We start from the raw sequence: 25,663 nt of genomic DNA on the forward strand, positions 1-25,663 counted from the left end.
GGCCGCCCCAGGGTTGCCTGGCCTGCGGCCATGCCCCTCACTGGGGCTTGGCCGCGATGTGGCGTTGCAGCAGCGCGTTGGACTGGTCGAGTGCCTCGGCGGTGTCGCTCAATTGCTGCTCGAGCTGATCCGTGCGCTCCACCGCCGCCTGCAGGTCCCCTTGCAGGGCGTCGGTGGGAATTTGTGTCGTGAGCACCGCGTGCACGACATCGAGCTCGTTGGCCGTGGCCTTGATCTGCTCGGCCGTTTCCAGGTTGCGGTTCAGTACCTCATCGATCTCGGAGGGCTGGGGCTGCTTCGTTGCGCTGGGCATAGGTAAGTCTCGCTGAGTATGAAGAATCAACTTCTGCCATCGGGGACGCGGCGCCATCGCCTACAGGCCGGGAGGTCGGATCAGGCGACATTGTAGGCAGCATCACAACAGAAAACGCAGCTTCCAGATGCCCCTCAACACCATCCTTGTCGAAGACAGCAAAACCATCCAGGAAACTCTGGTGCCCGCGCTGGAGGAACTGGCGGACGCGCGCGTCCTCGCCATCGCCGAAACCGCCAGCGACGCCACGGAGGCCGTCGCGCACTGGCGGGAAGACTGGCAGCTCATGGTGGTGGACCTGTTCCTGCGCGAAGGCTCCGGGATCGAGGTGCTGCAGGCCCTGCAGCGCGGGGACCGGCTGCGCGCAACGCCTGGCGCACGGCAGGGCAGGCCCGGACAGCATGTCTACGTGTTGTCCAACTATGCGACGGCGGACATGCGCCGCCGGTGCGAGGAGTTGGGCGCCGATGGGGTGTTCGACAAGTCCACCGAGCTGGACGCCTTTTTCGAGCGTTGCAGCGAGCTGCCGCGCCGCGCAGGCACCGGCAGTTCCGCCGCAGCGGATCGCCGGTAGCCCCCGGGCTACCGGACGGCCGGGCCGGGACGGCTGGCTGTGCCATCCTCCAGCGCCCGTTCGATGAGCGCAGCCACCGCGGGGTCCGGTGCCATGGGCCGGAAGGCGCTGACGTGCGCGCGTCCGATGTTCCCGGCGGGCAGGCGGGCCAGCAGGTGGCCCAGTGGTACCAGCGCGAGCCGCGCCATCTGGCCGGCGGCCTCGTGCGAATCCCGCAGCTGCAGCGCGTAGCGCAGCATCGCGCAGTGCGATCTCCAGTGCAGGGGCAGGGAAGACTGGCCCAGCACATGCGCTGCCTCCAGCCACCGCCAGCGCACCGCCGGGGGGGCCTCCGGCTGGCCCGCAAAACCGGCGAGCAGATGCTCGAACGCTCGGCGTTTGTGTTGCGCACAGGAGGGCGCTGCATGTTCTGCCGCCCGCAGCCCCGCGTGCTGTTCCGCCAGCTTGCGCCAGCGGCGCTGGCGATGCCGGTAGAACACCTGGGCGAATGCCGTGCTCAACGGCGTCATCAGCCAGGGCAGGTGGCGGGCCACGACCTTCACGTCGTCGGTGTACAGGGTCGTGCCGTCCGGCAGGGGCTCGAGCGTGATGCGGTGGTCCCAGCGGCGCATGAGCAGGCCGTCGCCGTTGTCGCGCAGCGTGGGCCAGCCGCCAGCCTGCGGTGGCGGCTCGATGGAAATGCGCACGGTCTGGGGGCCCATGGGCAGCACGCCCAGCAGCCGCATGTCCAGCGCGAACTCGCCCTGTTCCCAGTGCGCGGGCCATCGCGCGCCTTGCACGGGCCGGAACCGCATGAGGGGCGCGGTGATGTGGCGAAAGACGGCGGTGCTTTGCAGCTGCGTGGCCACCCACTCGGGCGGCGCGTTCAAGCGGGTGGACAGGTGCACGCGCATGGCTCAGTGCCCTTGCGGCTGCGGGCGGGCAGCACCACCCGCCAGTTCCTGGCGTGCCTGGCGGATCACGCTCCAGCCCCCTGTGATGGCCAGCCATGCCATGACGGCAGCCACCGCCAGGTCCGGCCAGGCCGTGCCCGTGCCGAACACCCCCAGCGCCGCGCCCATCACCGCGAGGTTGCCCAGCACGTCATTGCGCGTGCACAGCCACACGCTGCGCATGTTGGCATCGCCTTCGCGGTAGGCGTACAGCAGCACCGCCACGCCCAGGTTCGCGGCCAGGGCCAGCAAGCCCACGCTGCCCATCGTCAGGGGTTCGGGCGCAATTCCCTGCCAGGCGCCCCAGGCCACGCGTCCCACCACCACGAGGCCGAACACCAGCATGCTGGCCCCCTTGACCAGCGCAGCGCGTGCGCGCCATGCCAGGGCCATGGCCAGCACCCACAGCGAGAGTGCGTAGTTGGCCGCATCGCCCAGGAAGTCGATGGCGTCGGCCAGCAGCGATGCCGAACCGGACTGCAGGCCCGCTCCGATTTCGAGCAGGAACATCGCGGCATTGACGATGAGCGCCACCCAGAGGATGCGGCGGTAGCGCGGGTCCGCGCTGGTGGGGGCACCGTGGTCGTGGCCGTCGTTGGAATGGTGATGGCAATGTGCGGACATGGCGGTTCTTCTTTCTCCCGGGAGGGTTTTCAATGTGATGGCATCATTGGAAACCTTGAAGTCACTTGAAGGTCAAGCGATGGCACAGCCGGTTGCACAAACTCCCCAGTACCGCATCGGCGAGGCAGCCCGGCAATCGGGCGTGTCCGCCGCGAACATCCGCTACTACGAAAAGGAAGGGCTGCTCGCGCCCGGTGTCCGGGAGGACAACAGCTATCGCCTGTACAACGCGGACGATGTGCACCGCCTGCGCTTCATCCGCCTGTGCCGCGCGATGGACATGTCGCTGGACGAGGTGCGCACCCTGCTGGCGCTGGACTGGACCCGCAAGCAGGACTGCGACGCCGCGCGCGACACGCTGGATGAGCACCTTCAGCATGTGCGTGGCCGCCTGGCGGAACTGCTCACGCTGGAGGCCGACCTGCTCGCGCTGCGCAACCGCTGCGACGGGTCGGACACGCACTGCCACATCATCGAGGCCCTGCATGCGCGCGCGGATGAGCAGTCTGCCGTGGCTGCCTCGGCCGGCGTGGGAAAGCGCCATGTGTAGGCCAGCCGGGCGGCCCGCCGGCGGCACGGCCATGCCGGGTGGCCGCGAGGATGTGAAGAGCTGTTTCCTCCGTGCAGCCTATTGCTCCTGAAATGATAGCTGTTGGAGCTTATGAATGAAGCGCTGGAGGCCAAAAATACTCGCAATGGCCCTGGCGGCTCGTGGCCGGTGCGGGCCCGGGTCACGCCGCTATGATCCGGCCATGATTTCGCGCTTGCCCGGCCTCTCCCTGCCCGAACGCGTGTGGAATACCGCGCGGCGCTGGGCGGTCGCGTGGTGGCGCATCCTGTACCTGGGCGCCGTCGTGCTCGTGCTGGTGCTGTCTCCGTCCAGTTACGGCAAGGGCACGCGCAGGGCGCTGGCGCGCCATCTGTACCTCGATACGGCACCCGTGCTGCTGGGGTTCACGGTGCTGGCGGCGCTGATCAGCCTGGTGCTGACGCGCATCGTCGTGGTCACGGCGCTCAGCTATGGCCTTTCGCGCTATGCGCTGGAGATGGTGATCCGCGTGCTGGTGCTCGAGCTGATCCCGCTCACGGCCGCGCTGTTCGTGGCGATGCGCTGCACCATTCCCAACGGCACGCAGATCACCCGCCTGCGGCAGAACGGCCGGTTCGACGCGCTGCGCGCCCAGGGCTCGGACCCGGTGCGCATCGAGCTTCTGCCGCGGGTGATCGCGGGCGTATTCGCGTGCATCACGCTCGCCGCGCTCAGCTGCGTGGTGGCACTGGTGCTGGCCTATCTGGGGGTGTATGGTTTCAACTTGGCGGGGGCGCCCAGCTACACGCGCATGTTCGGCCAGGTGTTCACGCCCAGCGTGACGATGGTGTTCGTGCTCAAGACGGTGTTCTTTAGCCTGGCCGTGGCGCTCATTCCCATGGCGGCGGGCCTGTACGACACTGGCGACCGCACCCAGCCCGATTCGGAGCTGGGAGGCCTGGCCCGCATGTTCGCCGTCCTGCTGCTGATCGAGGTCGCCTCGCTCATGGGCAACTACTACTGACTCCAGCCTGCCGACATCCGCCAGACCCTTACACCCCGCGACCCACGCCCGGCATCCATGAACGACGAGAACCCCCACCACCGCCCCACACCGCCCCCCGGGCCCGCGCCAGCGCCGGCACCTGCGCCCGCCGAGGTGCCGCCGGTGGAAACCTTGCGCCCGGTAGCCTACCTGGAGCTCAAGGCGGCGGCGCTGCTGCTGTTCACGCTGGCGCTCATCGTGGGATCGGGCCTGTACCTGCTGTACGCGCGCGGTGCGTTCGAGCCCACGCAGACCCTGGTGCTGACCGCCGACGACTCCGAAGGCGTGGTGGTGGGCATGGACATGACCTTCTCCGGTTTCCCCATTGGCCGCGTGCGCCGCATCGAACTGGCCGAAACCGGCAACGCCCGCATCATCGTGGACGTGCCGCGCAAGGACGCCCACTGGCTGCGCGAATCCAGCGTGTTCACACTGGTGCGGGGCATCGTGGGGGGCACCAACATCCGCGCCTACACGGGCATGCTGAACGACAAGCTCCTGCCGGACAGCTCCGTGCGCCCTGTGCTGCGCGGTGATGCCACCGCCGAGATCCCGCAGCTCATGGCCTCGGCCCGCGAACTGCTGTCCAACCTCAATGCCCTCACCGCGCAGGACGCGGCCCTGGGCGGCAGCCTGGCCAACGTGCGGGCGCTGACCGACCGCATCAACGGCCCGGGGGGCGTGCTGGGCGTGCTGATGGGCAACGAGGCCGACGCGAAGAAGATCGTGGCCACGCTGGAACGCACCAACGCACTGCTCGCGCGCCTGGATGGCATGGCGGCACGTGCCGACAAACAGGTGTTTGGGGCCGATGGCAGCAAGGACGCGCTGGTGCCCGAAGTGCGGGCCACGGTGGCCCAGCTGGGGGGCCTGCTGGCCGACACCCGCGCGAGCCTGCAGAAGGTAGACGCGGTGCTGGTGGAGGCGCAGGCCATCGGTGCCAATGCGCGGGAAGCCACGACCGACCTGGGCGCATTGCGCGCCGAGGTGGAAAGCAACCTGCGCAAGGTGGAGAGCCTGGTCAATGAGATCAACCGCAAATGGCCTTTCGCGCGGGACACGGAGCTCAAGCTGCCATGAAGCGTCTTATCCCCACGCCCGCTGCTGTGCTGCGGCGGCACCTGACCCATGCCGCGCTCCTGGCGGCGGTGCTGCTGCTGTCCGCCTGCTCCGGCAAGCCCCGGGTGCCCGACTGGCAGATGAACGCCCAGGCCTCCGCGCAAAAGGCGCTGGAAGCCTATCTGTCAGGCAATGACCGTGTCGACAGGCTGGAGTGGGACCGCGCCCGCGCGGAGGTCGCCCGCACGGGCCGCCCGGATCTGCTGGCCCGCCTGGAGCTCATGCGCTGCGCGGCGCAGGTCGCCAGTCTGGTGGCTGGCCCGTGTGAACGCTTTGAGCCATTGCGCGCGGATGCGGCGGCGCCGGAGCGTGCCTATGCCGACTACCTGGCCGGCAGCTTGCCGCCGCAAGGGGCAAGCCTGCTGCCCGAAGCGCAGCGCAAGGTGGCCGTGTCGGGGGATGGGGCGGCCTTGTCCGCCATCGAGGATCCGCTCTCGCGCCTGGTGGCGGCCGGGGTGCTGTTTCAGGCAGGGCGTGCCAGCCCGGCCGTGATTGGCAACGCCATCGATGCCGCGTCCACACAGGGCTGGCGGCGGCCTTTGATGGCCTGGTTGACGCTGCAGGCGCAGCGCGCTGACGCTGCAGGAGACGCGGAGTCGGCATCGGCGCTGCGGCGGCGCATTGCCATCGTGGAGCAGGGCGCCGCAGGCTTGCGCTAGCGGGCCGGGACTCCAGGGGCGATTCTCAGCGCAACCGTGCCTGCAGCTGTGTTTCGATGTGGTCCCGCTCCGAGGCAAACTGCTGGGCGCTGATTTCATTTGCCTCGTATTTGCGCGCCGTGGAAAGCAGAAGCACGGTGTTCTCCAGCCGTGTGTCTTGCTGCAATGAAGGGGGCAGGGCCGTCAGGCGGTCGAAGCTTTGTTTGTAGAGTTCGCTCCAGCTCAGCGTCCCTGCCTGGGCCTGGGCGCGGGCGCCATCATGCCAGCGGGCGAACTCTTCGAGGGAGCTGTCGCGCGGGCTCGTGCAGCCCAGGAGGCCCGCGATCAGCGCCAGGGCGGACCAACGCCATGCGATGGCGTGAGAGGAAGAGGAATTCAGGCCTGCAGAGATTCGAAAACGTGTGGTCACGATCGTCCTCCATTCTTGAATGACAACGGAAATGCCGTTGTGCAGCGCCAGATGGTACTCCGATGCTATGATTTTTTCTACTTTGCCAAAAAAGTGCAGAAGCGCGCACCGGATGTGGGCAATCTACGTGCCCTGGCAACCCAGTGCCGGCAGTCCGCTACTGGAACAGGCTCGTGGGCAGGAGCTGGTCCAGCCCATGGGGCAAGAGCGACATGGAGTCCACCGACTGCACCGCCACATCGGGCATCAACAAGGATGCCGCTGCAAGTACCGCAAGCACGACCGTACCGGCAAACGCTGCAAGTGCGCGGGCTCCGGGGGGCAAAGGGTGGCGTTTCATGATGGTTCCTTTGTCAAAAAAGGTGGGAGTCGCAATGACCTCCCGGGCCAGCCTCAATGGCTGATAGCGGAGATTTCAGCAAAGCAACCGGTGTGCGTCTGTCAGACAACTGCGATACCGGGCGCTGGCTGGACGCTGTTGCCTTTGGTTGCAATTGCTGGGATGAAGAAGAGCCCCCGGGTGTCCGGGTGCTCGCAGGGGTGAATCTGTAGGACCCGGCCCATGGCGGATGGGCAAGGCTTCCGACCTGCCGGCCGGGCAACGCACTCCCACAATCACCGCAGCCCGGCAGGGCCCTTCATGCGAGGGCTGGCGCGACCGGGCTTTCCCCTTGGCTGCTTGCAGGCCGTGCGCTGCGGATCGGCGGCGGCAGCCCTCCGGCCCTTGACCAGTCAGCAAGAAAGGAAGTCCCCATGAAAGAGCCACTACTGCAGCAGGGCGAGGGCACGGATGCGATGGGTGCCATGCCTTCGACCAGCAGCCCGTCTTACGCCACCCGTACCTCCGTGCAGGCGGCCTTTGACCATTTCGCATCGCATGTCACGCGGTGGGCCGGATCTCCCGGCATGTTCTGCGCCGCGCTCCTCATGGTGCTGGCCTGGGCCGTCACCGGGCCGATCTTTCACTTTTCCGAAAACTGGCAACTGGTCATCAACACGGGAACCACCATCGTGACGTTCCTGATGGTGTTTCTCATCCAGCAAAGCCAGAACAAGGACAGCGTGGCCATTCACCTCAAACTCAATGAGCTGCTGGCGGCCAATCGGCATGCGAGCAACCGCATGATCGGTATCGAGGACCTGGACGAACAGGACCTGCGCGAGGTCGCGAGCTTCTATGTGCGCTTGGCCGAACGGGCCAGACAGGCCGGCAGGGACAAGTGCGCGCACTCCATTGACGAAGAAGGCATGTCCGCTTCGGCCATGGACGCGCATCGCCCCGCCCATGCGCGCGAGGCCGTTGCGGTTCTCGGCGCAGGCTGCAGTGGGCGGGAAGGGGCTTTGTGAGTTGGGGGCGCGGATCCTGCACGCCCACCTTGAAAACGTCCGCAGGTGCTAGGAATCCAATGTCGTCCGTGTCGCATCGCGTTCCATGCGGCAGCTGTCCAGCGAGGGCAGCCAGTCGGGAATGATGGAGCCGGAAGACAAGGTGGAAGTGAACCTGAAGGCGTGGTGGGGATAGGCTTTTGCCAATGCCGCGCGACCTTGCTGGGAAATGCCGAAGACCTCCGCCACCTGGTCGCGGGCCCCCACATCCGGGAGCCGGACGTCAACAAGCTGCGCGGCCGCCAGCACCCGAAGCTTGTCCACGTCGCAAGGCTTCTCGACGGTCTTGGGCAACTCGGTCTGTGCAAGGGCGAACAGTAGCTCCATGGGCATGTTGCACTCCATAGGGGGGTGGAGTGACTTATTGTGAATAGAGCAGATTCGCATGACAACAGATCGCACTTTTTGAAATAAATTCTGCAATTTGTTGCAATTTCGGTTGTGTTGCCACGACCACGTGTCCGACTGGCGGGCAGGCATATGACTGACATCCGCGCACGAACGCGGGGCATTCAATGAAGCTTGCATGACGGGCCCGTGGGGCGATTGCCAGCGCTGGAGACAGCACCGAGAAACGGGCCCCTTGGCGATGAGAATGCGAGGTTGAAATGCAAAATGACCTGTTGAATCAAGCGCATGTCCGGGAATCCATTGCCGGGGAGGAGGATCCGGGCGCCGCGCTGGACGTGGTAAGGGCCATGGTGGGCCGAAATCCTGATGAGGCGCATTCCCCGCATGGGGTCAACGCAAAAATCAATTTCAGCTGCAGTGATGGCAAGGAGAACATCGCCGTCGACGTGGTCTGGCCGCGGCACCATGCAAAGGAAGATGTCGCAAAGCTGCTGGGGCTTGTGATGGCCCACCATGGCGCCATCGCGGACACGGCCTGGTCCTTGTTTGCCGCCACCGGAAAGAGCCCCATGGAGCTCGAGGTGGACGAGGGACAGGACGGCGTCTTCTATATCAATCGCAGAGATGCGTGAGGCGAAAGCAGGGGCGGTCGATGACGTTCCTGGCGGAGTTTTCATCGATTTTTGAAGCGGCGTGTCTTCGTCGAATGGAGTTTTAGGGTGGCGCGGCTTCAGTCCAGCGCTTTCAGAGCGCTGGATATCGACACCGCAGCCTGCCCATAGCCCTCCCAGGCGCCGTTGCCCACGGGCAAACGTGGCCCTACGTTCTGGATATTCCAGTGCGCACCGCTGCCCAGCATGTCCAGTTCCGGCCACGATACCGGGACCGATATGCCCATCCCGGGGCGTGCGCGGGCCGTCCAGGCGCTTGCTGTCGTCGCTCCGAAACCATTGCGAAGGTAGTCCACGAAGACCTTGCCCACGCGGTTTTTGGGCCCGCTCTTGGCCACGAACCGCTGTGGAATCGTCTGTGCCAGATGCCGCACCACCGCCTGGCTGAATCCCTTGACCGTTTCCCAGTCATGAAGCCGCTTGATCGGCACGACGATGTGCAGGCCTTTGCCTCCGCTGGTCTTGAGAAAGGCGGGCAGGCCCAGCTCGGTGAGCATCAGGCGCACCAAGGTCGCTGCTTCCTGCACGTGGGTCCAGGGCACTCCCTCGCCGGGGTCCAGGTCAAAGGTCATCCGGTCCGGTCGCCCTATCCTGTCCTTGCGGGCATTCCATGTATGCAACTCGACCGTGTTCATCTGCGCGGCCGACAACAGCCCTTGCGGGCCCGCGATTTCAAGCAGAGCAGGGTGCCCGGGAAAAAGGCTCTCCGCGAGCTGCCGCACGCCCTCCATGCGGCCAGTCTCCAGGTGCTTCTGAAAGAACAGTTCACCGCTCACCCCGTCTGGTGCACGGACGAGGGAAGCCGGGCGGCCTTCCAGGTGGGGCATCAGCAGCGGCGCCACGGTGGCGTAGTAGCGGATGAGGTCGATCTTCGTGGTGCCGGTGGATGGGTCAACGACCCGCTCGGGATGCGATACGCGCAACGAACCGATCCCGGAGCTGGCGGCGGCCGGGTGTTTCGCCCACTGCTTCGGCCTTTCCTGGACAATGGCCTGGGGGGGCTTGTCATCGCGCAGGCCATGAAACACGGAGTGCCGGATTCTGCCTTCCTTTGTCCATTCTCCAAACGAGACTTCGGCGAGGAGCTTCGGCTCGACCCAGTGGGCTTTTTTCCCGATGGCGCGCGGATTGGCGAACGGGCTCGCGCTGGCGCGCAGCGCACGGAGCCTTCGGCTCAGATCGGCCAGGACGCGTTCACTGAACCCCGTACCCACATTGCCCGCATAGCGCAGTGCGCCGGTGTCGTCGTGGACACCGAGCAGCAAGGACCCAATCCCCGTGCGAGATCCCTGCGGGTCGGTGTAGCCGCCGATCACGAATTCCTGGCGGTGGGTGCACTTGAGCTTGATCCACTCCGCGCTGCGCCGAGAAGCGTACCCGCCCGCCTTGAGTTTTCCGATGACCCCTTCAAAGCCCAGCTTGCAGGCCGAGGAAACCAGGTCGGCCGGCCGCGCTTCAAAGGCCTCGCTGAAGCGCACCCGGTCGGTGGGTGCCCCTTCCACGACCTTGCGAAGATGCTCCCGCCGCTCCACGAGAGGAAGCGCACGAAGGTCATGGCCATCCGCGTAGGGCAAGTCGAACACATAGAAAACCAGTGCTTGCGTGGACTGGCCATCGAATGCATTTTGCAGCGCCTGAAAGTCTGGGACGCCATGGGCATCGAGCATGAGCACTTCACCGTCGATCCAGCCGGACTTCAACGCAAGCCTGGCGATGGCCGTCGCCAGGTCCGGCATCCTGGCCGTCCAGTCATTGCCGTTGCGGGTGAACAGCCGCGCCTTGCCTCGTTCCACGCGGACCAGGAGGCGGTAGCCGTCGAACTTCAGCTCCCAGATCCAGCCCGTGGTGTCATGGGGTGGACCGTCCACCAAGGTGGCGAGCTGGGGCGACAGCGTCTCCGGGAGCGGCGCTCTGGGCGCCGTCATCGCGCTCGCCTGGCGCTTGGCGGACGGCACCACGCCGCCGGACCTTGCCGGGGCCTTTCGGGGCGCGGAGACCGCGGGCGCCGCCGCGACGCTGTCGGGCATTTCATCCACCACGCTGAACTCGTGGCCGGGGCGTTCCAGCCCGTCGTGTTCCTTGATGAGCAGCCAGGGTGGCTGCTTTTCGCCTGCACCGCCGTGCATGCGCACCAGCGTCCAATCGCCCTGGAGCTTGTGCCCGTGAAGCTCGAACTTCAATTTCCCCTTGCGGTAGCCCTCGTGGGGGTCCCCGACCGGCACCCAGTAGCCGCGATCCCAGATGATGACCCGGCCGGCACCATACTGCTTTGCCGGAATCTGGCCTTCGAAGCGGTTGTAGGCGATGGGATGGTCTTCCACCTGCACGGCCATGCGCTTGTCGGCCGGATCGTAGCTCGGCCCTTTGGGCACGGCCCAGCTCTTCATCGTGCCGTCCAGTTCAAGCCGCAAGTCATAGTGCAGGCGGCTGGCCCAGTGCTTCTGGATCACGTACTGCAGGGCATCGCCGCCCGGCACACCGCCTTCCGCGGGCTCCGGCGTCAGCGCAAAGTTGCGCTTCTTCCTGTACTGGGCCAAGGGCTCCTTCATGGTGGCTCGAGGCGACTATGCCGCAGAACGGCGTCCGGGGTGGGCGCGTTGCCTTGGGGGCGCCATGGCAGGCCCCACTACCGCGAAACCAGGTACTCGCGGACCTTGTCGGCGGCCGGGCCGGCCGGGGCTTCCGCGACGCCCAGGCTATAGGTCCAGTCGCGCACTTCACAGGGTTCGCTGAGGTTGATGAAACGGCGGTCCTGTACCGTCTGGCTTTTGTCATCGCTCATTGCCGGCTCCTTGAATGAACGGCCAAAGCTATCACGGGGCTGGCCTGCACGGTGTAGGACAAGACTTCTATGAAGCAGTGCGCGACACACCCGGCCTTCTGAACGGCATCCACTGAAGAAGCGGGCCTGTCGGGTGCTTTCCACTGTCGGGTGCTTTCCAAACCGCTACCAAGGCAGCGTGAACGTCTTGCAGTTGGTGAACGATTTGATCGCCTCCTGCACCCCTTCCTTGTAGCCCAGACCGGAGTCCTTGATGCCACCGAACGGGGTCAGCTCGATGCGGTAGCCCGGCACCTCCCAGAGGTTCACGGTACCGACCTGCAGTTCCTTGGCAAAGCGGGTCACGTCGTCCAGGCGGTTGGTGCAGATGCCCGACGACAGGCCGAAGGCCGTGCCGTTGGAGATGCGGATCGCCTCGTCGATGTTGCGAAAGGTCAGGATGGGCGAAACGGGGCCGAAGGTCTCCTCGCGCACCACGGTCATCTCCGGGCGCACCCGGTCCAGCACCGTGGGGGAATACAGCGCGCCCTCGCGCACATTGCCCGCCAGCAGGCGCGCGCCCTGGGCGATGGCCTCGGTCACCACCTTCTCGAAGTGGCGGGCCGCGGCCTCATCGATCACCGTGCCCATCTCGTTGGCCTTGTCCATCGGGTCGCCATGGCGCCATGCCTTCGTCTTGGCCACCACGCGCTCGGTGAACTCGGCCGCCACCTTCTCATGCACCAGCATGCGCTTGACCGCCGTGCAGCGCTGGCCCGAGTTCTTGTACGAGCCCTGCACCGCCAGGTCGCTGGCCTTGTCCAGGTCGGCATCGTCCATCACGATCAACGGGTCGTTGCCACCCAGCTCCAGCACCATGCGCCGGTAGCCGGCCTTCGACGCAATGTACTTGCCGATGGCCACCCCGCCGGTGAAGGTGACGAGATCCACATGGCGGTGGGTCAGCAGCTCGTCGGCGATCTCTCGCGGATCGCCGGTCACCACCTGCAGCATCTCCACGGGCAGACCGGCCTCGTACAGCAGATCGGCAAAATAGTAGGCCGACAGGGGTACCCTCTCCGAGGGTTTGAGCACCATGCGGTTGTTGGTGGCCACGGCTGGCACCACCTTGTGCGCCACCTGGTTCATGGGGTGGTTGAAGGGCGTGATGGCCGTGATGACACCCAGCAGCGGTTCGCGCGTGGTGATCACCTTGCGTTTCTTGCCGTGCGGCGTGAGGTCGCACGAGAACACCTGCCCATCGTCGCGCAGGGCCTCGTTGGCGCCGAAGTTGAGCACGTCGGCCACACGCCCGATCTCGTAGGTGCTGTCCTTCTTGCACAGGCCCGACTCGGCGGTGATGATGTTCGACGCCTCGTCGGTGCGCTCGCGCAGCAGCGCCGCCGCACGGTTCAGGATGGCCGAGCGCTCGTAGCGCGACAGCGTGGGCACGTAGGCATGGGCGATGTCCATCGCCCGGCGCACGTCCTCCACGCTGGCCATGCCCACCGTGCCCACGCGCTCGCCGCTGTAGGGGTTGACGACGTCGATGTTGCGCTCCGTGCGCACCCTGGCGCCGCCGATGCGCAGGGCCTCCGCGCGGAAGTCCACGCTTTCCATGATGCAACTCATGCTGCCTCCTTGATTGCTGCCGTGTTGGCTCCGATGAAGTTCTTGCCGCGTGCGCCGGTCAGCGCATGGGCCACCATCTGCTGCGCCTGGGCGTCGCTCACGCCGTAGTCGGCAAAGCGCGTCTTCACGCCCAGTTCCTCGATGAAGCGGGCCAGCAGGGCCGGCGCGCCGGCCAGGTTTCCCAGCGCGCTTTCCAGCACGGCGTCGCGCTCCGGGTTCTGGCCAATGGCGCGCTCCAGCACCATGGGCAGCGGAAAGCTGCAGGCAATGCCGTGCGGCAGCCCGTAGCGCAGCGTCATCTCGTAGGAGATCGAGTGCGCCAGCGCCGTGCGCGTGTTCGAGAAGGCCATGCCGGCCTTCAGGGCCGCCAGGGCCATGCGGCCGCGCAGCGTCGCGTCGTCCAGGTGTTCCATCAGCTGCGGCAGAGCCTCCAGGATCTCATGCACCGCCGCCACCGCGAAGGTATCGGACACAGGGTTGGCATTCACGTTCCAGATCGACTCCAGCGCGTGCGACAGCGCGTCCAGCCCGCTTTGCAGCGTGACCGAGGCGGGCAGCGACAGCATGAGCTCGGGGTCGATCAGCGCGATGCTGGGCCAGGTCTCGGGCAGGTGCAGCGAGTACTTCTTCTGCGCGCCGCGGTCCCATACCGTGGCCCAGGGCGTCACCTCGCTGCCGGTACCGGCCGTCGTCGGCACGGCGATGAGCGTCTTGGTCCGCGCTGGCGTGAAGGCCTTGCCGGACGCCAGCAGCGCCACCAGCTCGGAGAAACGCCCGCTGGGCGTGGCCACCATCAGCGCCTTGGCGGTATCGATGGCACTGCCACCGCCCACCGCAATGATCACCTCGGCACTGGCGGCCTCGCCGGACCAGAAGGCGTCGTAGACCGCCGCAAGCTCCGCGACATCCGGGTTGGGCCGCACATCGTCGATCACGCCGGCCAGCTGCTCGCCCAGCAGGCCCTCGATGCGGGCCACGAGGCCCAGCTGGCGGGCCTCCGGAAAGGTGACCAGCAGTGCCCGCCGGCCATCCAGCAGCTTTGGCAGGGACAACAGTTCCCCTGCCCCGTAGACACTGCGTACGGGGTTCAAGTATTCATGTGGCATGGAAAGACCTTTAGGCGGAGGGAAGAGCGTGGTTCAACGCGAGGTCGAACACGTCGAAATTGCGCAACCGCCGGCCGGGGGCGACGCCCTTCAGGGGCCGGTTGAACAGCAGCGGCACCTTCTGCTCCGAGATGCCGCCGTGCGAGCGCAGGGGCACGGTCAGCCCGCTCAGGTCGTGCCGCGCCGCACTGGTGCCCAGCACCGTGAGGTGGTCCGACACCACCACCAGATCGCCGATGCGGTCGCCCGCCAGCTCGAAGCGTTGCACCGCCTCTTCCCGCGTCAGCACCACCTCCACGCCCGGCAGTGCCAGCAACGCGCTGCGCACGCCCTCCAGCGTGGCGCCGGCATTCACATAGATGGTCGCGAACGAGCCCAGGGCGCCGTGGTGCACCACATAGGGATCGGTGATGGGCAGGATCACCCGCGTGCTGCCCGCGCCGAGCTGTGCATCCAGCTCCTGCTGCAGGTAGACCACGCGCGGGTTGCCCGCGGCGTCGGTCTTGGGGCTCATGCCATGGTCGGCGGTGAGGCCGATGACCGCGCCCAGCGCATCGAGCTGGGCGAGGTAGCCGTCCATCATCGCGTAAAAGGCGTTGGCCTCCGGCGTGCCCGGGGCGCACTTGTGCTGCACGTAGTCGGTGGTCGACAGGTACATCAGGTCCGGCCGGCGGGTCTCCATCAGGCGCACGCCGGCCGCAAAGACGAACTCGCTGAGGTCAGCGCTGTACACCGAGGGCACGGGCTTGCCCACCAGCTCCAGCACATTCTCGATGCCGCACTCGGCCAGCGTGGCCTTGTCGGCCTTCTCGGCTGAAAAGCAGATGCCCTTGAGGCCGTGGCCGAGCATGGTGCGCAGCTTGTCCTTGGCCGTCACGGCCGCCACCAGCGCACCGGCATCGGCAAAGGCGGCCAGGAGCGTCGGGGCACGCAGGTACTCGGGGTCGTTCATCATGACCTCGCGGTCGGCGGCCACGTCGTAGAAGTAGTTGCCGCAGATGCCGTGCACCGAAGGCGGCACGCCGGTCACGATGGACACATTGTTCGGGTTGGTGAAGCTGGGGACCACGCAGTCCCCGATCAGCGAACTGCCCCGCGCCAGCATGCGCTTGAGGTACGGCGCCGCGCCAGCCTGTATGGCCTGCGTCACGTAGTCGGGCTCGCAGCCATCCACGCAGACCACCACCACCGGGGCTTGGGGTCGGGCATACTGCCGGCCGTTGGCCTGCACGGTGTCAACAACGGTATTCATCAACGGGCTCCTTTTTGAATCCAGGCACGCAGCCGGGTCGAGATGGTGTCGGCCACCATCACCATGGCGATGATCACGGCGATGCAGGTGGCGGTGTCCTGGTACTGGAACAGCTTCATGCTGCCCACCAGTTCGAATCCGATGCCGCCCGCGCCCACCATGCCCAGCACGGTGGCCTGGCGCAGGTTGGTCTCGAAGCGGTAGAGGACCACGGCGATCCATGCGGTCACCACCTGGGGCAGCACGGCAAAGATGATGGTCTGTATGGGCCCGGCCCCCGTGGAGCGCAGTGCCTCGATGGGCCCCTGGTCTATCTCCTCGATCGACTCGGCGAAGAACTTGCCCAGCATGCCCGCACCATGCACCGCCAGGGCCAGCACGCCCGGAAACGGCCCCAGCCCCACGGCGGCCACGAACACCAGCGCCAGGATGATCTCGTTGACTCCGCGCGTCACGTTGAACAGCTGGCGGGTGAACTGGTAGACCACCATGTTGGGCGTGAGGTTGCGCGCGGCGAAGAAGCACACGGGGATCGCCAGGAGCACGGCGAGCAGCGTGCCCCACACGGCGATCTGGATGGTCTCGATCGCCGGGACTATCAGCTTGTCCAGAAACGCCCAGTTGGGCGGCAGCATGCGCCCCAGGAAATCGCCGATCCACGGCAGGCCCTTGGCCAGTTCGCCAAAACTGACCTGCGCGCCGCGCGCGGCCCACCACAGCACGCCGACGAACAGCGCACCGATGCCGATGCGCGGCCACCACCCCAGCCCGCCGCTGGGCCGGGCCACCAGAAAAGTGTAGGAACCGATGTTCATGTGCTTGCCTCCTCAAGTTTCAACTGGCGCAGCGCGGGCGCTGCTGCGGCTGCCACGGCAGGGGCGCTGCGGCTGCGGGCGTCGTTTTCGTCCAGTCCGGGGTAGATGCGCTTGAGCACCTCGTCCGTCAGGCCCTCGGGCCCGCCGTCATAGACGATGCGCCCGCCCGACACGCCCACGATGCGTTCGCCGAACTCGCGTGCATAGTCGATCTGGTGCAGGTTGCAGACCACGGTGATGCCCAGTTCGCGGCTGGCCTGCTTGAGATAGTTGAGCACCGTGCGCGAGGTCTTGGGGTCCAGGCTGGCGACCGGCTCATCGGCCAGGATCACCTTGGGCTGCTGGGCCAGCGCACGCGCAATGCCCACACGCTGCTTTTGCCCGCCCGAGAGCGTGTCGGTGCGCAGCCCGGCCTTGTCCTGCAGTTCCACGCGGCGCAGGCATTCGAGCGCAATCGCCACGTCCTTGCGCGGAAAGATCTGCAGCCACGACAGCACCGCAGGCACCGCCCCCATGCGGCCCGTCAGCACGTTCTTCTGCACCGACAGGCGGGGCACCACGTTGTAGTGCTGGAAGATCATCGCCACCTGGCGGCGCAGGCCGCGCAAGCTTGCGCCGCCGGACTGGGCCAGTTGCCCGTCGATGTGGATCTCGCCGCTCGTGGGCTCGGCCAGGCGGTTGATGCAGCGCAGCAGCGTCGATTTGCCGGCACCCGAAGGGCCCAGCACGACCAGGAACTCGCCCGGTGCCACGTCGAGGTCGATGCCCGTGAGCGCGTCGAAGTCGCCGTAGCGCTTGTTCAGACCACGGATCCTGATCATTTCATGGCCCTCAGGTCGAGGTTCAGGATCTTGGCCGTCTCGCGGATGATGTCGTAGGCCTTGTCGTTCGTGGGATGAAAGCCGTTGAGCATGCCCTGGTCCGACCAGGGGATGTCCTTCACGTCCAGGAAGGCGGCCTGCACGCGCCTCTTGAGGTCCGCATCCAGGTCCTTGCGCCAGACGGTGGGCGACTCGGGGATCGGGTCCGACTTCCACACCACCACCAGGTCCTCGCGCTTGGCCAGGCCCTTGGCGATGGCGGCATCGAGGATGCGGTCGGCAATCGCCACGGCCTCGATCTTCTTGTTCTGCACCGCCACGGCATTCGAGTCGTGCGAGCCGGAGAAGATCACGCGGCCGAAATCCTTGTCGGTGTTGAAGCCTTCCTTCATCAGCCCGGCCTTGGGGAACAGGTGGCCCGAGGTGGACGTCGGGTCCACGAAGGCGAAGGTCTTGCCCTTGAGGTCGGCCACGGTCTTGATGCCGCTGTCCTTGTGGGCCACGATGAGGGAGTGGTAGAAGGCCCGGCCGGCCTTCTTGGTCTCGGCCACGGCAAAGGCCTCGATGGGCGCCACGGTGGTGCCCATCACGTACGAGAAGGGGCCGAGGTAGGCAACATCCAGCCGCTTGGAACGCAGGGCCTCGATCACGCCGTTGTAGTCCGCCGCCACGAAGGGCTTGACCGGCATGCCCAGCGACTTGGACAGCATGTCCATCATGGCCTGGCTGTTGGCGATCATGGCCCGCGAATCCTCGGAAGGGATCAGGCCTACCGTGAGGACGTTGGCAGCCCTGGCAGGGTTGAGGCCGGCAAGCGGCGGGGTTAGCAGCACGGATGCGCTGGCCAACAGAGATCGGCGCGTGAGTTTCATCGATGTCTCCTGTCTGGTGGGTTTGAACCTCTTTTTGCACTGCCTACCAAGCACAGTGCATGGGGCAACTGTCGGTGGTGCGGGACTATCTTGCAAATTCAAGTTTTTTTACCGATCCATTCATTTAATCTATAGTTGGCCCGGGATAACACGGAGGCGACTGTCATGCGGTTGACGCAATTGAGGTCTTTTCATGCGGTGGCGACCGAAGGGAGCTTTACCCGCGCAGCGCAGGCCTTGCACGTGAGTCAGCCCACCGTGACCACGCAGGTTCAGCAACTCGAGGAGCTGTACAAAGTTGAACTTTTTCACCGAACGGGGCGCCGCATTCGCCCGACAGAAATCGGAGAGCGATTGCTCCAGCTTTCGCGCCAGATGTTCGACCTTGAGCAAGAAGCCGTGCAAATTCTTCGAGACGCAGGCGAACTGCGTTCGGGGCATTTGCGTGTTGCGGCCGTGGGCCCTTCACATGTGACGAAGATGCTGGCGGCGTTTAACCAGAGATACCCGGAGATCCAGATTTCGGTAGGAACCGGCAACTCGGAAGATGTGTTGAGCCGGCTGCTGGACTACCGGGCGGACGTCGGTGTTCTGGCGCAGGTGCTCAAAGACAAGCGTTTCGTGTCGGTTCCGTACAGCGAACACCCCATCGTGATTTTCTGCAATGCAGACCATCGGTTCGCCCGCCGCCGCAGCATCCGCACCGCAGAGCTGCAAGGCGAAAAATTGATATTGCGCGAGCAAGGGTCCACCACGCGCAAGGCCATAGAACTGGCGCTCAAGGCTGCGGATGTGCAGCCGACAGTCGTCATGGAGGTTGCCAGCCGGGAGATCATCCGGGAGGCCGTGCTCCAAGGACTGGGCGTCGCGGCGGTCTCGGAGGTGGAGTACGTGCCCGGTTCAGGTTTGCACGCGGTGCGAATCAGCGATGCGCAAATCAGGACCTATGCACACGTCGTGTGCCTGGCCGAGCGCAGGGACACGCGTCTCATCCGGGCGTTCTTCAACATCATCGGACGTGACTCTTAGTCTCTTGGTCGCGCAGCTGCGTACGGATGGAGGGACAGGCTGCGTGTCGCTCGCCAGCGAGGCTGACATGGAGCGATTCCTGGGCCGGGTGCCTGGCTACTAGCAGGCGGGGGCCTTGCGCAGCTTCTTGTCCTCGTACATCCTCATGTCGGCATTGCGCAGGATGTCCCTGGAGCTCTCACCGTCCTGGGGCCAGACGGCGCCTCCGATACTGACCTTGATTTCGATGGGCTGGCTGTGGCCCAGCAGGGCGAAGCCGTTGAGGTGCGGCTTCAGCCTGTCGACGATGAAATGCAGGTTCTTTGCATTCTCAGCATCGCGAATGATCATCACGAATTCATCGCCTCCAAGCCTGGCCACAAAATCCGTGTTCCTCGCGTGCTTCTTCAAGCGCTGCGCGAATTCCACCAGCACCTGGTCTCCCACGGAGTGTCCATGGCGATCATTGATCTGCTTGAACTCATCGAGATCAATCAAGGCCAATGCGAACCTGTGGGTCTCGCGTTTCGCACGCTCGATGGACTCATTCAGGATGACGTCAAAGGACCTGCGATTGGGCAGGCTTGTCAGTGGATCGGTATTGGCGATGCTGTCCACTTTCTTGTGGGCGCTTTCCTCGCACACGAGAATGATGCAGCAGTTCCAGGCAATCGTGAACGAGATCAGGACCAGGTATAGATACGCGTGATACGGACTCTGGATGACCGCCGCGCGGTCTTCCGCGAAGAAAATGAAACTCCAGCGCAAGCAGAATGCGATGGAGAGCGATGTGAGATACAGCGCGGAGAGATTCTGTGCGGAGAAGCGCACCGGCCAGTTCCAGTGAGCGATGTGGTAGGCCATGCCCAGGGTAAAGGCCACGACCACAGCGTCAAGAATGAGGTACCTGGCGGCATCCTTGCCGTAGACAGCTGCCATGGTGACGATCATCACCACGGCAAACCACGGCATTGCCAGGAAGGTGATCCTGGCCAGTTTCGTTTTGCCGCGAAAATGCAAGGTGCCATGGAGCATGAAGGCCAGCGCCATGATGCCGAAGAAGTCATTGATGAAGCGTGCCGCAGGCGCCTTCAGTTCCACGAATATCGGGATCGAGAAGCCGATCATTGTGGATACCGACCCAGCAATCCACCAGTTGACGCCTTTGACGTCCTTGTTGCCTTTCCAGATCAAGGCAACAATAGGAGCGAGCGTCAACTCGGCGACTGCCAGGACGACACGCAAGGTGTCTCTGTCCAGCAGGTCAAGATTCATGATGCCCTCTAGTGACTTACCGCTCGTTTGTAACTTTATGTTCGCTGTTATATCCCTTCCCATCCGTGGGCGCCCTAGGGATAGTGCTGGGTAGCGAAGGGGTGCCCGCCGCGTCTCATGCTGGGTGCATTGAGACAGGACGCAGGGCCGTTGGCTTGCCGCGCCCTTGCCGCCGCGCTCCTGCCCCGTTCTGACGAAGTCGATGAGCTCTTGGATGCGAAAGAACGCGTCTTGCGGGAAGGCCTTCAGGCACGGGGTCCATGGGGTCGAAATTCCACCGTGGCTCCCAGCGCCTGCAAGTGGTCTTGGGAGCGGCGCAGGTGCACAAGATAGCCCTCCGCAACGGCAATTTCGGGTTGCATCGCCAGGGCCAGCGCTTCTTGTGGCGACAAGCCAAACGTCTGCTTGAGGAATTGCACGACCTTCATTTTCTGCGGACCGATGCCGCAGATGACCAGGGTGCCGTGCTGCCAGGCCGTGGTATCGGGCGGGAACGCAGGTTCCTTTGCCGTGTCCGCGCGGTTCTGGCGGTTCTCGAGCACCTCCCGCCAGAGCCGGGTTCCCAGGCTGGCCTCGGCTTCGACCACGTGTTGTGCAGCCGTGGCGTCGTCTTCCAGCCCGCGCAGCACCGCCAGCATGTCACCCAATTGCTGCAGACTGGGTGCGGCCTGCTCCGCCTCCCACCGCCCCGCTCCATGCGGCGCATAGTAGACGGGAAAGCCTTTCGCCTCCTGGTTGAGATCGATGAAGAACGGATCGCCGAACCCATTGAGAGCGACCACGTACCAGCCCGGCTGCCATTCGCCCGGTGCGGTGCCGACCAGGCTTTCGCCGGTGATGCCGTGGTGGCGAAAGCCGCTTTGCCAACCCTCCCATTGCCCGGGCTGGGGGTAGTGGAAAGGCAAGGCCATGTCGCCCGCGACGATGGCGGCTTCGATGAACTGGCGTGCCGCGTCCGGCAAGATGGATGTCATGGCTGCCTCCTGGACGGCGTGCGGGGCCTTTGTGCTGCCGCCAGCGCGGCCTGTGTCTGTGACAGCGCGAGCAGACCGGAATGCTCATGCTGCCCTTGCATGGGTCCGGTGATTGCGGGTGCCGGACTCCTGGCGATGGACTTGAGGTGGTAGCAGGTCATGGTCAGCGTGCAGCCAGGCTGCATGTCGTCATGCAGAATAATGTACCGATCTACTTCTTGCGCTCTGCGAACGCCATGACGGTTGCCTTTGCATTGCATCACCCGGAGGGCCTGCACATCGCGTGCGGGCTGCAAGAGGCAGTCCTGGTGGACCGTCATGCGGCACTGATCGTGGTGCCGCGCGTACCCCGGGCGGTGCAGGGTTCGGACTGGACCTGGCATCGTCTCAAGGCCTGGAGTGACGGCGGTTTCATGGTGGGCATCGAGCTGGCGTTCTTCCAAGGTTCCTTGTCCGAATGCTGGCTCTTCCACGATGACGACAGCCGCTATGGCAGGGATTGGAGCGATTGGTCCGAACGCAAGGAGCGTCGGCGCGCCAAGGCTTTGCGCGACTGGCTGGGCGCGCGGGGCTGGGCTTCTGGGCACCATGCCTGGGGCGAGGTTTGGGTGGGGTACGACCCGCGCACCGGCTTTGGGTGTGGCGGGGTGCGCTACGGCAGCGCAGATTCGCCCGCGGCCATGCGGGTGTGAAACCCCGATGTCACCGCGCCCGGCCTCAACGGCGTTCTGGCGCCCCGTGAAGAGGGCCCGGCTGGGCTCTGAGTTGCTGCTTGTTGCGGGCACGCGGCCGGTTTTCGCCCATGTCCCATTCCTGTACGTGGCCGCTAGGGCGGTGCAGCCCGAAATACCCTATCAGGCTGCTGCCCGTCCAGGTGCCGGCGTACCCCTGCGGTGCGGGTGAGAGGCTGTGCACACCGACCACGGTGTAGTGCGCCGATCGCTCATGGAGCGTACAGCGCAGTTTGCCGGCCTGGCCAGGGTAGAGGGATGCCGCCACGGCGAGAATGCGGGCGCACTCGCGCTGGGGTACCTCCGGTACCTTGTCCGCCGCCCCAGCGAGAGCTGATGCAAGCGCGCAAGCCAGCGCCAGCAGGGCGTGAAGGCCCAAATCGATGGCCCGGTCTTGCGCGCCCAACTGGCTGGAATGTCCGAACATGGCGTTTTGCCCTCTCCCATGAGGAGGGGCCAGAGAAGGTTTTTGGAGGCCGGCGAAGGCCGGTGTCATGCACTCCACATGCCCGATGCGCGAGCCGGGACGGAACAATACGATGGGATTGTCGTTTGCCATGGTGCGTGGGGTGTCGCGGCAGGGCAGTGCGTCTGCATCCGAAGCGCTGGATGCTGGCGAGGTGGAGCAGAAAGAAGAGGCTACGGAAGGTCCTGTGCGCGGGTGCCCAACTTGAGGCTGGCGCAGAACACCGAGAACTCGCCTTTCTCATCAATGGGTGGGTTTTGCAATTGGACGAAGAGGTCGGGTGCGAACTGCACCAGCGTGACATCGGCGCCGCCCGAGCCCGCATAGATGCCCGTGTAATTTTTGATGCGCTGACGCGACCAGCCCATGCGCACGGTGGTTTCGCCCTTCCATGCGGGTTTGCCGCAGAAGGTGGTGGCTTCAGCAGGCTGTGCGCCGGCCTGGGCATTCGACACCATCCATCGGCCGTCTTCCTCGCGCATGAATGCATCCAGGAGCGGACTGCCACCAGGCCATATGCGCACCACCTGCACACTCGGTCCCGGGGTACCGATGTTGATCACCCAATCGCACACGTTGTAGGGCGGCTGGCCGCCGTCTTCCTTGTCCTTGCATTCGCCCTGCTGCACAGGATCGGGCCGGGCCTTGACGATATTGATTGCGCACAAGCGCCCGTGGGGAGCGAGTTCCATCCGCTTGGGGCGGGTAGTCTTGTAGCCCACGGGTAGATCAAACTCGAGACCACAGGCGGCGACGGGGATGGTGGTGGGTTGGCCGGCTTGAGCGCAAGGGAGCATGCCCAGGGTGGCAAGCAACGCAAAGGCAGGTACTGTTCGCAAGGAAGGCTTCATCGGGGACTCTCTTTTGCATCGGAGGGCGCTGGCGGCGGCTGCATGAGCGGCGACCCCTCATGCTGTGCGCGGATGCTTTCCACGTAGGCCGGGCCAAACGCCCGGGCGCAGTCTGCTATTGGGTCGCATGCGATGCCTTGCAGTCGAAAGCCGTCGGGATAGCGTCGTTCAATAGCACAGAGCAGTGCATTCGCGTTCCAGCGCGCGGGCTCACCGTCCAGGGTGGCGCGGGCCTGCGGGTCGCCCAGCAATTCATGGAACTGCCAGTAGATGAAGAGGGCCGTGCCTGCGCTGCATTCAGGATGACCCACCACGCAACACAGAGGCTCGAAACCGTCGTTCGCGTTGTAGCTGCGACTGAAGCGGTCGAGCTGGTCGCTGGTGGTGAAGTGGGTGACGAGGGTGCACATCTCGTCATACCCGCATTCCAGGGCTTGCGCCACGCGATCGACAGTGTGTGTAGGGGTCATGCTCCTCCCTCGTCCCCGTTGCGCAGGCTCTGCAGCACCCTGGCGCTGAAATCCGGGCTCAAACGCCATTGGTTGTCGGCTTGCAGCAGATCACCTGCCATGGCGCGCGCCTGGAACCAGTCTTCCACGAACCCGGGTGCCCAGGCGCCGGTGCCGAAGTGTGCGCTGCCCACCATCGCGATGACTCCTGGGTAGGACTGCATAAAGCCTTCCTTCGACCGCACCGGCCGGCTGTGGCTCAGCAGCAGGAACTGGGTGGCGTACATCAGGTGCGAATTCGTGTCCGCATGCAGCGTGAAATAGCCCCTGTCCTCCACGATGGTCTCGGCCAGGCGGCGAATATTTGCGGGCATCTCCGGATCGGGCCACTGATCGCAGAGTTTCTGCAGCCGCGTGTTGAAAGGCGCGCTGCGCACATGTGCAAGGGCATCGTGCTTCACGTCCTCAGGATCGTCTTCGTACTCGGATGCATGCACGAGACCCCGCACGAAGGTTTCGAAATCCGCCGCGAGCGGGGTGATGCGGTAGTCCGCCTCCTGGTTGACGTGCACCACGCAAGGTTCGCCAGAAGGGCCACAGGCGCGATAGTCCAGCGCGATCATGTCGTGGCCGGCCGAGGGGCAGTCGCCGAAGTACACGCCGATGTCCGGGTAGTCCCATTCCTCGATCTTGAAACGGCTGCCGAGGCTGCCGCACAGGCTCCACTGCTTGCCGAATCCGATGCCCTTGAAGGCGCTGATCGCCACATGGTCCTCGGCCCAGGAGGTGGGCTGGTCGGTGGGGAAACGGCCGTGAGCGGGAATGCCGCCGTTCTGCGTCTGCATCAGCGCGATGTAGCTGGCCGGGAGTTTGTAGCCCAGTTCAGCCTCGACCGCCACAGTGGTTTCCGGCGAGGGCGCGGGCTCGCCGTACTCCCTGCGCGCGTAGTCGCTGTCTTCCCAGAACCCGACAAGGTCGAAACCGGCAAAAGGCGGTTTACCTGCGTTCATGCGTTCGTTCTCCCCTCGCTGGCTCGTTCATGGATTTGCACGTGGAATTTCCTCGCTGGCAATCAGGATCCGCCAGACCCGGCCTTACTGCCACTCCACCACATAGTCGTCTTTTAGCCGCCGCCCGGTGTTCATTTCGGGTTCGGGCAGATAGCTGCCAGCATCTCGCTCCTGGCCCTGGAAGCGCACCTGGCGCTGCGCGCGCAGCACCTGCCGGCCGTTCGCGCCAGAGGCGGTCTGGCCCCACACCGCCGACTCGGTCGCGTTGTTGGCCGTCATGTTGGTGTGCAGCAGCACCCGGCCGTCGCGCTCCACCAGGATCAGCAGCCAGCCGCTGCCGTAGATGGCGGTAAGCGGTGCATCGGCATGCACCAGGCGCGCCACGCCGTTGCGGCCGGTGCCGGTGCGCGTCTTCATCAGGTTCAGGAATGCGCCGCTGGTGATCTGCGCGCGCTCGAAGTCGCGCCGCAAGGCGGCAGCATGGCGCTGGGCTAGGCAATCTGACAGGGACTCCACCTCCTGCTGCGTAAACGCCGAGGGCGGCAGGTACAAGGTGTCGCCGCGGTCGTGGCCGCTGCGCTTGCTGGCGCCGCTCGTATCCAGGTTCAGGCCCAGGTTGTAGATGTGCGGGCTTGCCTGGCGCAGCCAGGGATCGAGGTTCTTGTAGTAGGCCTCGTAGTGGATGGCGGCCAGCACGACACCCCGGTAGCGGTAGCGCAGCTCTGCGCGCGAGCCGCCGGCCTCGTTCTCGCCCCAGGGCCGGGCGTCGACGATGAAATCGCCGCCGGGACAAGCCAGGTGCGTGACGGGCTGGAAGGATTGAGCCATGGCATGCGTTCCCATGAGGACGAGGCCGGAAAAGACTGTCATGAGGCGTTTCAATGCCAACACCATAAACCCCTTGCGCTCTTCTCGCATCTGGCATGCAGGGCCTGCACAATGGCGCCTCCAACACTGGCGAGATCAGCGGGATCATCGTTGATGCAGGGCAACAGACAACCCCGTGGAGCCTGTTCGGCCTCGAGGAG

30 protein-coding genes are annotated in these 25,663 nt (G+C 65.2%); 9 read left to right on the forward strand and 21 right to left on the reverse strand.

Features of this window, described 5'->3' with window-relative positions; genetic code table 11:
- Positions 1-37: 37 nt before the first annotated feature.
- Positions 38-313, reverse strand: a complete 276-nt coding sequence (locus KW843_RS06715; protein ID WP_218294266.1) for a hypothetical protein — start codon at positions 311-313, stop codon at positions 38-40.
- 127 nt (positions 314-440) lie between these two features.
- Here KW843_RS06715 and KW843_RS06720 point away from each other — a divergent pair, with 127 nt between their 5' ends.
- Positions 441-887 carry a response regulator gene (locus KW843_RS06720; protein WP_218294267.1) on the forward strand — a complete coding sequence of 149 codons (447 nt, stop codon included), beginning with the start codon at positions 441-443 and terminating at the stop codon, positions 885-887.
- An 8-nt stretch (positions 888-895) separates the two neighbouring features.
- On the opposite strand, the gene KW843_RS06725 is transcribed toward KW843_RS06720, so the two are convergent.
- Positions 896-1,780 carry a DUF3703 domain-containing protein gene (locus KW843_RS06725; protein ID WP_218294268.1) on the reverse strand — a complete coding sequence of 295 codons (885 nt, stop codon included), beginning with the start codon at positions 1,778-1,780 and terminating at the stop codon, positions 896-898.
- 3 nt (positions 1,781-1,783) lie between these two features.
- Positions 1,784-2,443: a cation transporter gene (locus tag KW843_RS06730; RefSeq protein WP_218294269.1), complete on the reverse strand. Its 660-nt coding sequence runs from the start codon at positions 2,441-2,443 to the stop codon at positions 1,784-1,786.
- A 79-nt stretch (positions 2,444-2,522) separates the two neighbouring features.
- Between KW843_RS06730 and KW843_RS06735 the strand changes: the two genes are divergently transcribed.
- The 4 genes from KW843_RS06735 to KW843_RS06750 all read left to right on the forward strand — a co-directional run bounded on the left by KW843_RS06735 (position 2,523) and on the right by KW843_RS06750 (position 5,795).
- Positions 2,523-2,993, forward strand: a complete 471-nt coding sequence (locus tag KW843_RS06735) for a Cd(II)/Pb(II)-responsive transcriptional regulator (RefSeq protein WP_218294270.1) — start codon at positions 2,523-2,525, stop codon at positions 2,991-2,993.
- A 202-nt stretch (positions 2,994-3,195) separates the two neighbouring features.
- The gene (locus KW843_RS06740) at positions 3,196-3,996 is read left to right on the forward strand and encodes an ABC transporter permease (protein ID WP_218294271.1); all 801 of its coding nucleotides are present in this window, start codon (positions 3,196-3,198) and stop codon (positions 3,994-3,996) included.
- Positions 3,997-4,053: 57 nt separating this feature from the next.
- Positions 4,054-5,097 carry an MlaD family protein gene (locus KW843_RS06745; RefSeq protein ID WP_218294272.1) on the forward strand — a complete coding sequence of 348 codons (1,044 nt, stop codon included), beginning with the start codon at positions 4,054-4,056 and terminating at the stop codon, positions 5,095-5,097.
- Entirely contained in the window at positions 5,094-5,795 is a 702-nt protein-coding gene (locus KW843_RS06750) for a hypothetical protein (RefSeq protein WP_218294273.1), read from the forward strand. The genes KW843_RS06745 and KW843_RS06750 overlap by 4 nt, the downstream gene beginning before the upstream one ends.
- A gap of 25 nt (positions 5,796-5,820) precedes the next feature.
- Here the strand turns inward: KW843_RS06750 and KW843_RS06755 are convergent, their stop codons facing one another.
- Positions 5,821-6,204: a hypothetical protein gene (locus KW843_RS06755; RefSeq protein ID WP_369642265.1), complete on the reverse strand. Its 384-nt coding sequence runs from the start codon at positions 6,202-6,204 to the stop codon at positions 5,821-5,823.
- A gap of 157 nt (positions 6,205-6,361) precedes the next feature.
- Entirely contained in the window at positions 6,362-6,544 is a 183-nt protein-coding gene (locus KW843_RS06760; RefSeq protein ID WP_218294274.1) for a hypothetical protein, read from the reverse strand.
- A gap of 413 nt (positions 6,545-6,957) precedes the next feature.
- Here KW843_RS06760 and KW843_RS06765 point away from each other — a divergent pair, with 413 nt between their 5' ends.
- Positions 6,958-7,551, forward strand: coding sequence for a low affinity iron permease family protein (locus tag KW843_RS06765; protein ID WP_218294275.1), 594 nt, complete (start codon positions 6,958-6,960; stop codon positions 7,549-7,551).
- A gap of 48 nt (positions 7,552-7,599) precedes the next feature.
- Here KW843_RS06765 and KW843_RS06770 read toward each other — a convergent pair whose 3' ends face one another.
- The gene (locus KW843_RS06770) at positions 7,600-7,923 is read right to left on the reverse strand and encodes a hypothetical protein (protein ID WP_218294276.1); all 324 of its coding nucleotides are present in this window, start codon (positions 7,921-7,923) and stop codon (positions 7,600-7,602) included.
- A 275-nt stretch (positions 7,924-8,198) separates the two neighbouring features.
- On the opposite strand from KW843_RS06770, the gene KW843_RS06775 reads away from it, so the two are divergent.
- Positions 8,199-8,573 (forward strand): hypothetical protein, encoded by a 375-nt coding sequence (locus KW843_RS06775; RefSeq protein ID WP_218294277.1) that lies wholly within the window; start codon positions 8,199-8,201, stop codon positions 8,571-8,573.
- Between the two features lie 98 nt (positions 8,574-8,671).
- Here the strand turns inward: KW843_RS06775 and ligD are convergent, their stop codons facing one another.
- From ligD to phnD, 8 genes are all read right to left on the reverse strand, one after another.
- A complete protein-coding gene (ligD, locus tag KW843_RS06780) occupies positions 8,672-11,161 on the reverse strand; it encodes a DNA ligase D (protein WP_218294278.1) in 2,490 nt (829 codons plus the stop codon).
- A 77-nt stretch (positions 11,162-11,238) separates the two neighbouring features.
- Positions 11,239-11,394 carry a DUF3606 domain-containing protein gene (locus tag KW843_RS06785; protein WP_218294279.1) on the reverse strand — a complete coding sequence of 52 codons (156 nt, stop codon included), beginning with the start codon at positions 11,392-11,394 and terminating at the stop codon, positions 11,239-11,241.
- A gap of 165 nt (positions 11,395-11,559) precedes the next feature.
- A complete protein-coding gene (gene phnY, locus KW843_RS06790) occupies positions 11,560-13,005 on the reverse strand; it encodes a phosphonoacetaldehyde dehydrogenase (protein WP_218294280.1) in 1,446 nt (481 codons plus the stop codon).
- Entirely contained in the window at positions 13,002-14,111 is a 1,110-nt protein-coding gene (psrA, locus tag KW843_RS06795; protein WP_218294281.1) for an iron-containing alcohol dehydrogenase PsrA, read from the reverse strand. Before psrA ends, phnY begins: the two co-directional genes overlap by 4 nt.
- Positions 14,112-14,121: 10 nt before the next feature.
- Complete coding sequence (gene phnA, locus KW843_RS06800; protein ID WP_218294282.1) at positions 14,122-15,363, reverse strand: phosphonoacetate hydrolase; 1,242 nt, start codon at positions 15,361-15,363, stop codon at positions 14,122-14,124.
- Positions 15,363-16,178 (reverse strand): phosphonate ABC transporter, permease protein PhnE, encoded by an 816-nt coding sequence (gene phnE / locus KW843_RS06805; protein ID WP_218294283.1) that lies wholly within the window; start codon positions 16,176-16,178, stop codon positions 15,363-15,365. Before phnE ends, phnA begins: the two co-directional genes overlap by 1 nt.
- Positions 16,175-16,999, reverse strand: a complete 825-nt coding sequence (phnC, locus tag KW843_RS06810) for a phosphonate ABC transporter ATP-binding protein (RefSeq protein ID WP_218294284.1) — start codon at positions 16,997-16,999, stop codon at positions 16,175-16,177. Before phnC ends, phnE begins: the two co-directional genes overlap by 4 nt.
- Positions 16,996-17,871, reverse strand: a complete 876-nt coding sequence (phnD, locus tag KW843_RS06815) for a phosphonate ABC transporter substrate-binding protein (protein WP_218294285.1) — start codon at positions 17,869-17,871, stop codon at positions 16,996-16,998. The genes phnC and phnD overlap by 4 nt, the downstream gene beginning before the upstream one ends.
- A gap of 165 nt (positions 17,872-18,036) precedes the next feature.
- Between phnD and KW843_RS06820 the strand changes: the two genes are divergently transcribed.
- Positions 18,037-18,900: a LysR substrate-binding domain-containing protein gene (locus KW843_RS06820; protein WP_218294286.1), complete on the forward strand. Its 864-nt coding sequence runs from the start codon at positions 18,037-18,039 to the stop codon at positions 18,898-18,900.
- A 99-nt stretch (positions 18,901-18,999) separates the two neighbouring features.
- Here the strand turns inward: KW843_RS06820 and KW843_RS06825 are convergent, their stop codons facing one another.
- Together KW843_RS06825 and KW843_RS06830 are read right to left on the reverse strand one after the other, a co-directional pair.
- Positions 19,000-20,154 carry a diguanylate cyclase gene (locus KW843_RS06825; RefSeq protein ID WP_218294287.1) on the reverse strand — a complete coding sequence of 385 codons (1,155 nt, stop codon included), beginning with the start codon at positions 20,152-20,154 and terminating at the stop codon, positions 19,000-19,002.
- 245 nt (positions 20,155-20,399) lie between these two features.
- Complete coding sequence (locus KW843_RS06830; protein WP_218294288.1) at positions 20,400-21,128, reverse strand: SMI1/KNR4 family protein; 729 nt, start codon at positions 21,126-21,128, stop codon at positions 20,400-20,402.
- Between the two features lie 80 nt (positions 21,129-21,208).
- Here KW843_RS06830 and KW843_RS06835 point away from each other — a divergent pair, with 80 nt between their 5' ends.
- Positions 21,209-21,820: a hypothetical protein gene (locus tag KW843_RS06835; RefSeq protein ID WP_218294289.1), complete on the forward strand. Its 612-nt coding sequence runs from the start codon at positions 21,209-21,211 to the stop codon at positions 21,818-21,820.
- Between the two features lie 25 nt (positions 21,821-21,845).
- Here KW843_RS06835 and KW843_RS06840 read toward each other — a convergent pair whose 3' ends face one another.
- From KW843_RS06840 to KW843_RS06860, 5 genes are all read right to left on the reverse strand, one after another.
- The gene (locus KW843_RS06840) at positions 21,846-22,418 is read right to left on the reverse strand and encodes a hypothetical protein (RefSeq protein ID WP_218294290.1); all 573 of its coding nucleotides are present in this window, start codon (positions 22,416-22,418) and stop codon (positions 21,846-21,848) included.
- Positions 22,419-22,498: 80 nt separating this feature from the next.
- Complete coding sequence (locus tag KW843_RS06845; RefSeq protein ID WP_218294291.1) at positions 22,499-23,176, reverse strand: hypothetical protein; 678 nt, start codon at positions 23,174-23,176, stop codon at positions 22,499-22,501.
- On the reverse strand, positions 23,173-23,646 hold the full coding sequence (locus tag KW843_RS06850; protein ID WP_218294292.1) for a DUF4274 domain-containing protein: 474 nt from the start codon (positions 23,644-23,646) through the stop codon (positions 23,173-23,175). The genes KW843_RS06845 and KW843_RS06850 overlap by 4 nt, the downstream gene beginning before the upstream one ends.
- Positions 23,643-24,635, reverse strand: a complete 993-nt coding sequence (locus tag KW843_RS06855; RefSeq protein WP_218294293.1) for an SMI1/KNR4 family protein — start codon at positions 24,633-24,635, stop codon at positions 23,643-23,645. Before KW843_RS06855 ends, KW843_RS06850 begins: the two co-directional genes overlap by 4 nt.
- An 84-nt stretch (positions 24,636-24,719) precedes the next feature.
- Complete coding sequence (locus KW843_RS06860) at positions 24,720-25,505, reverse strand: hypothetical protein (RefSeq protein ID WP_218294294.1); 786 nt, start codon at positions 25,503-25,505, stop codon at positions 24,720-24,722.
- Positions 25,506-25,663: the final 158 nt, after the last annotated feature.

This window comes from Acidovorax sp. sif1233 (genome assembly GCF_019218755.1).
Taxonomy (GTDB): Bacteria; Pseudomonadota; Gammaproteobacteria; order Burkholderiales; family Burkholderiaceae_C; genus Acidovorax.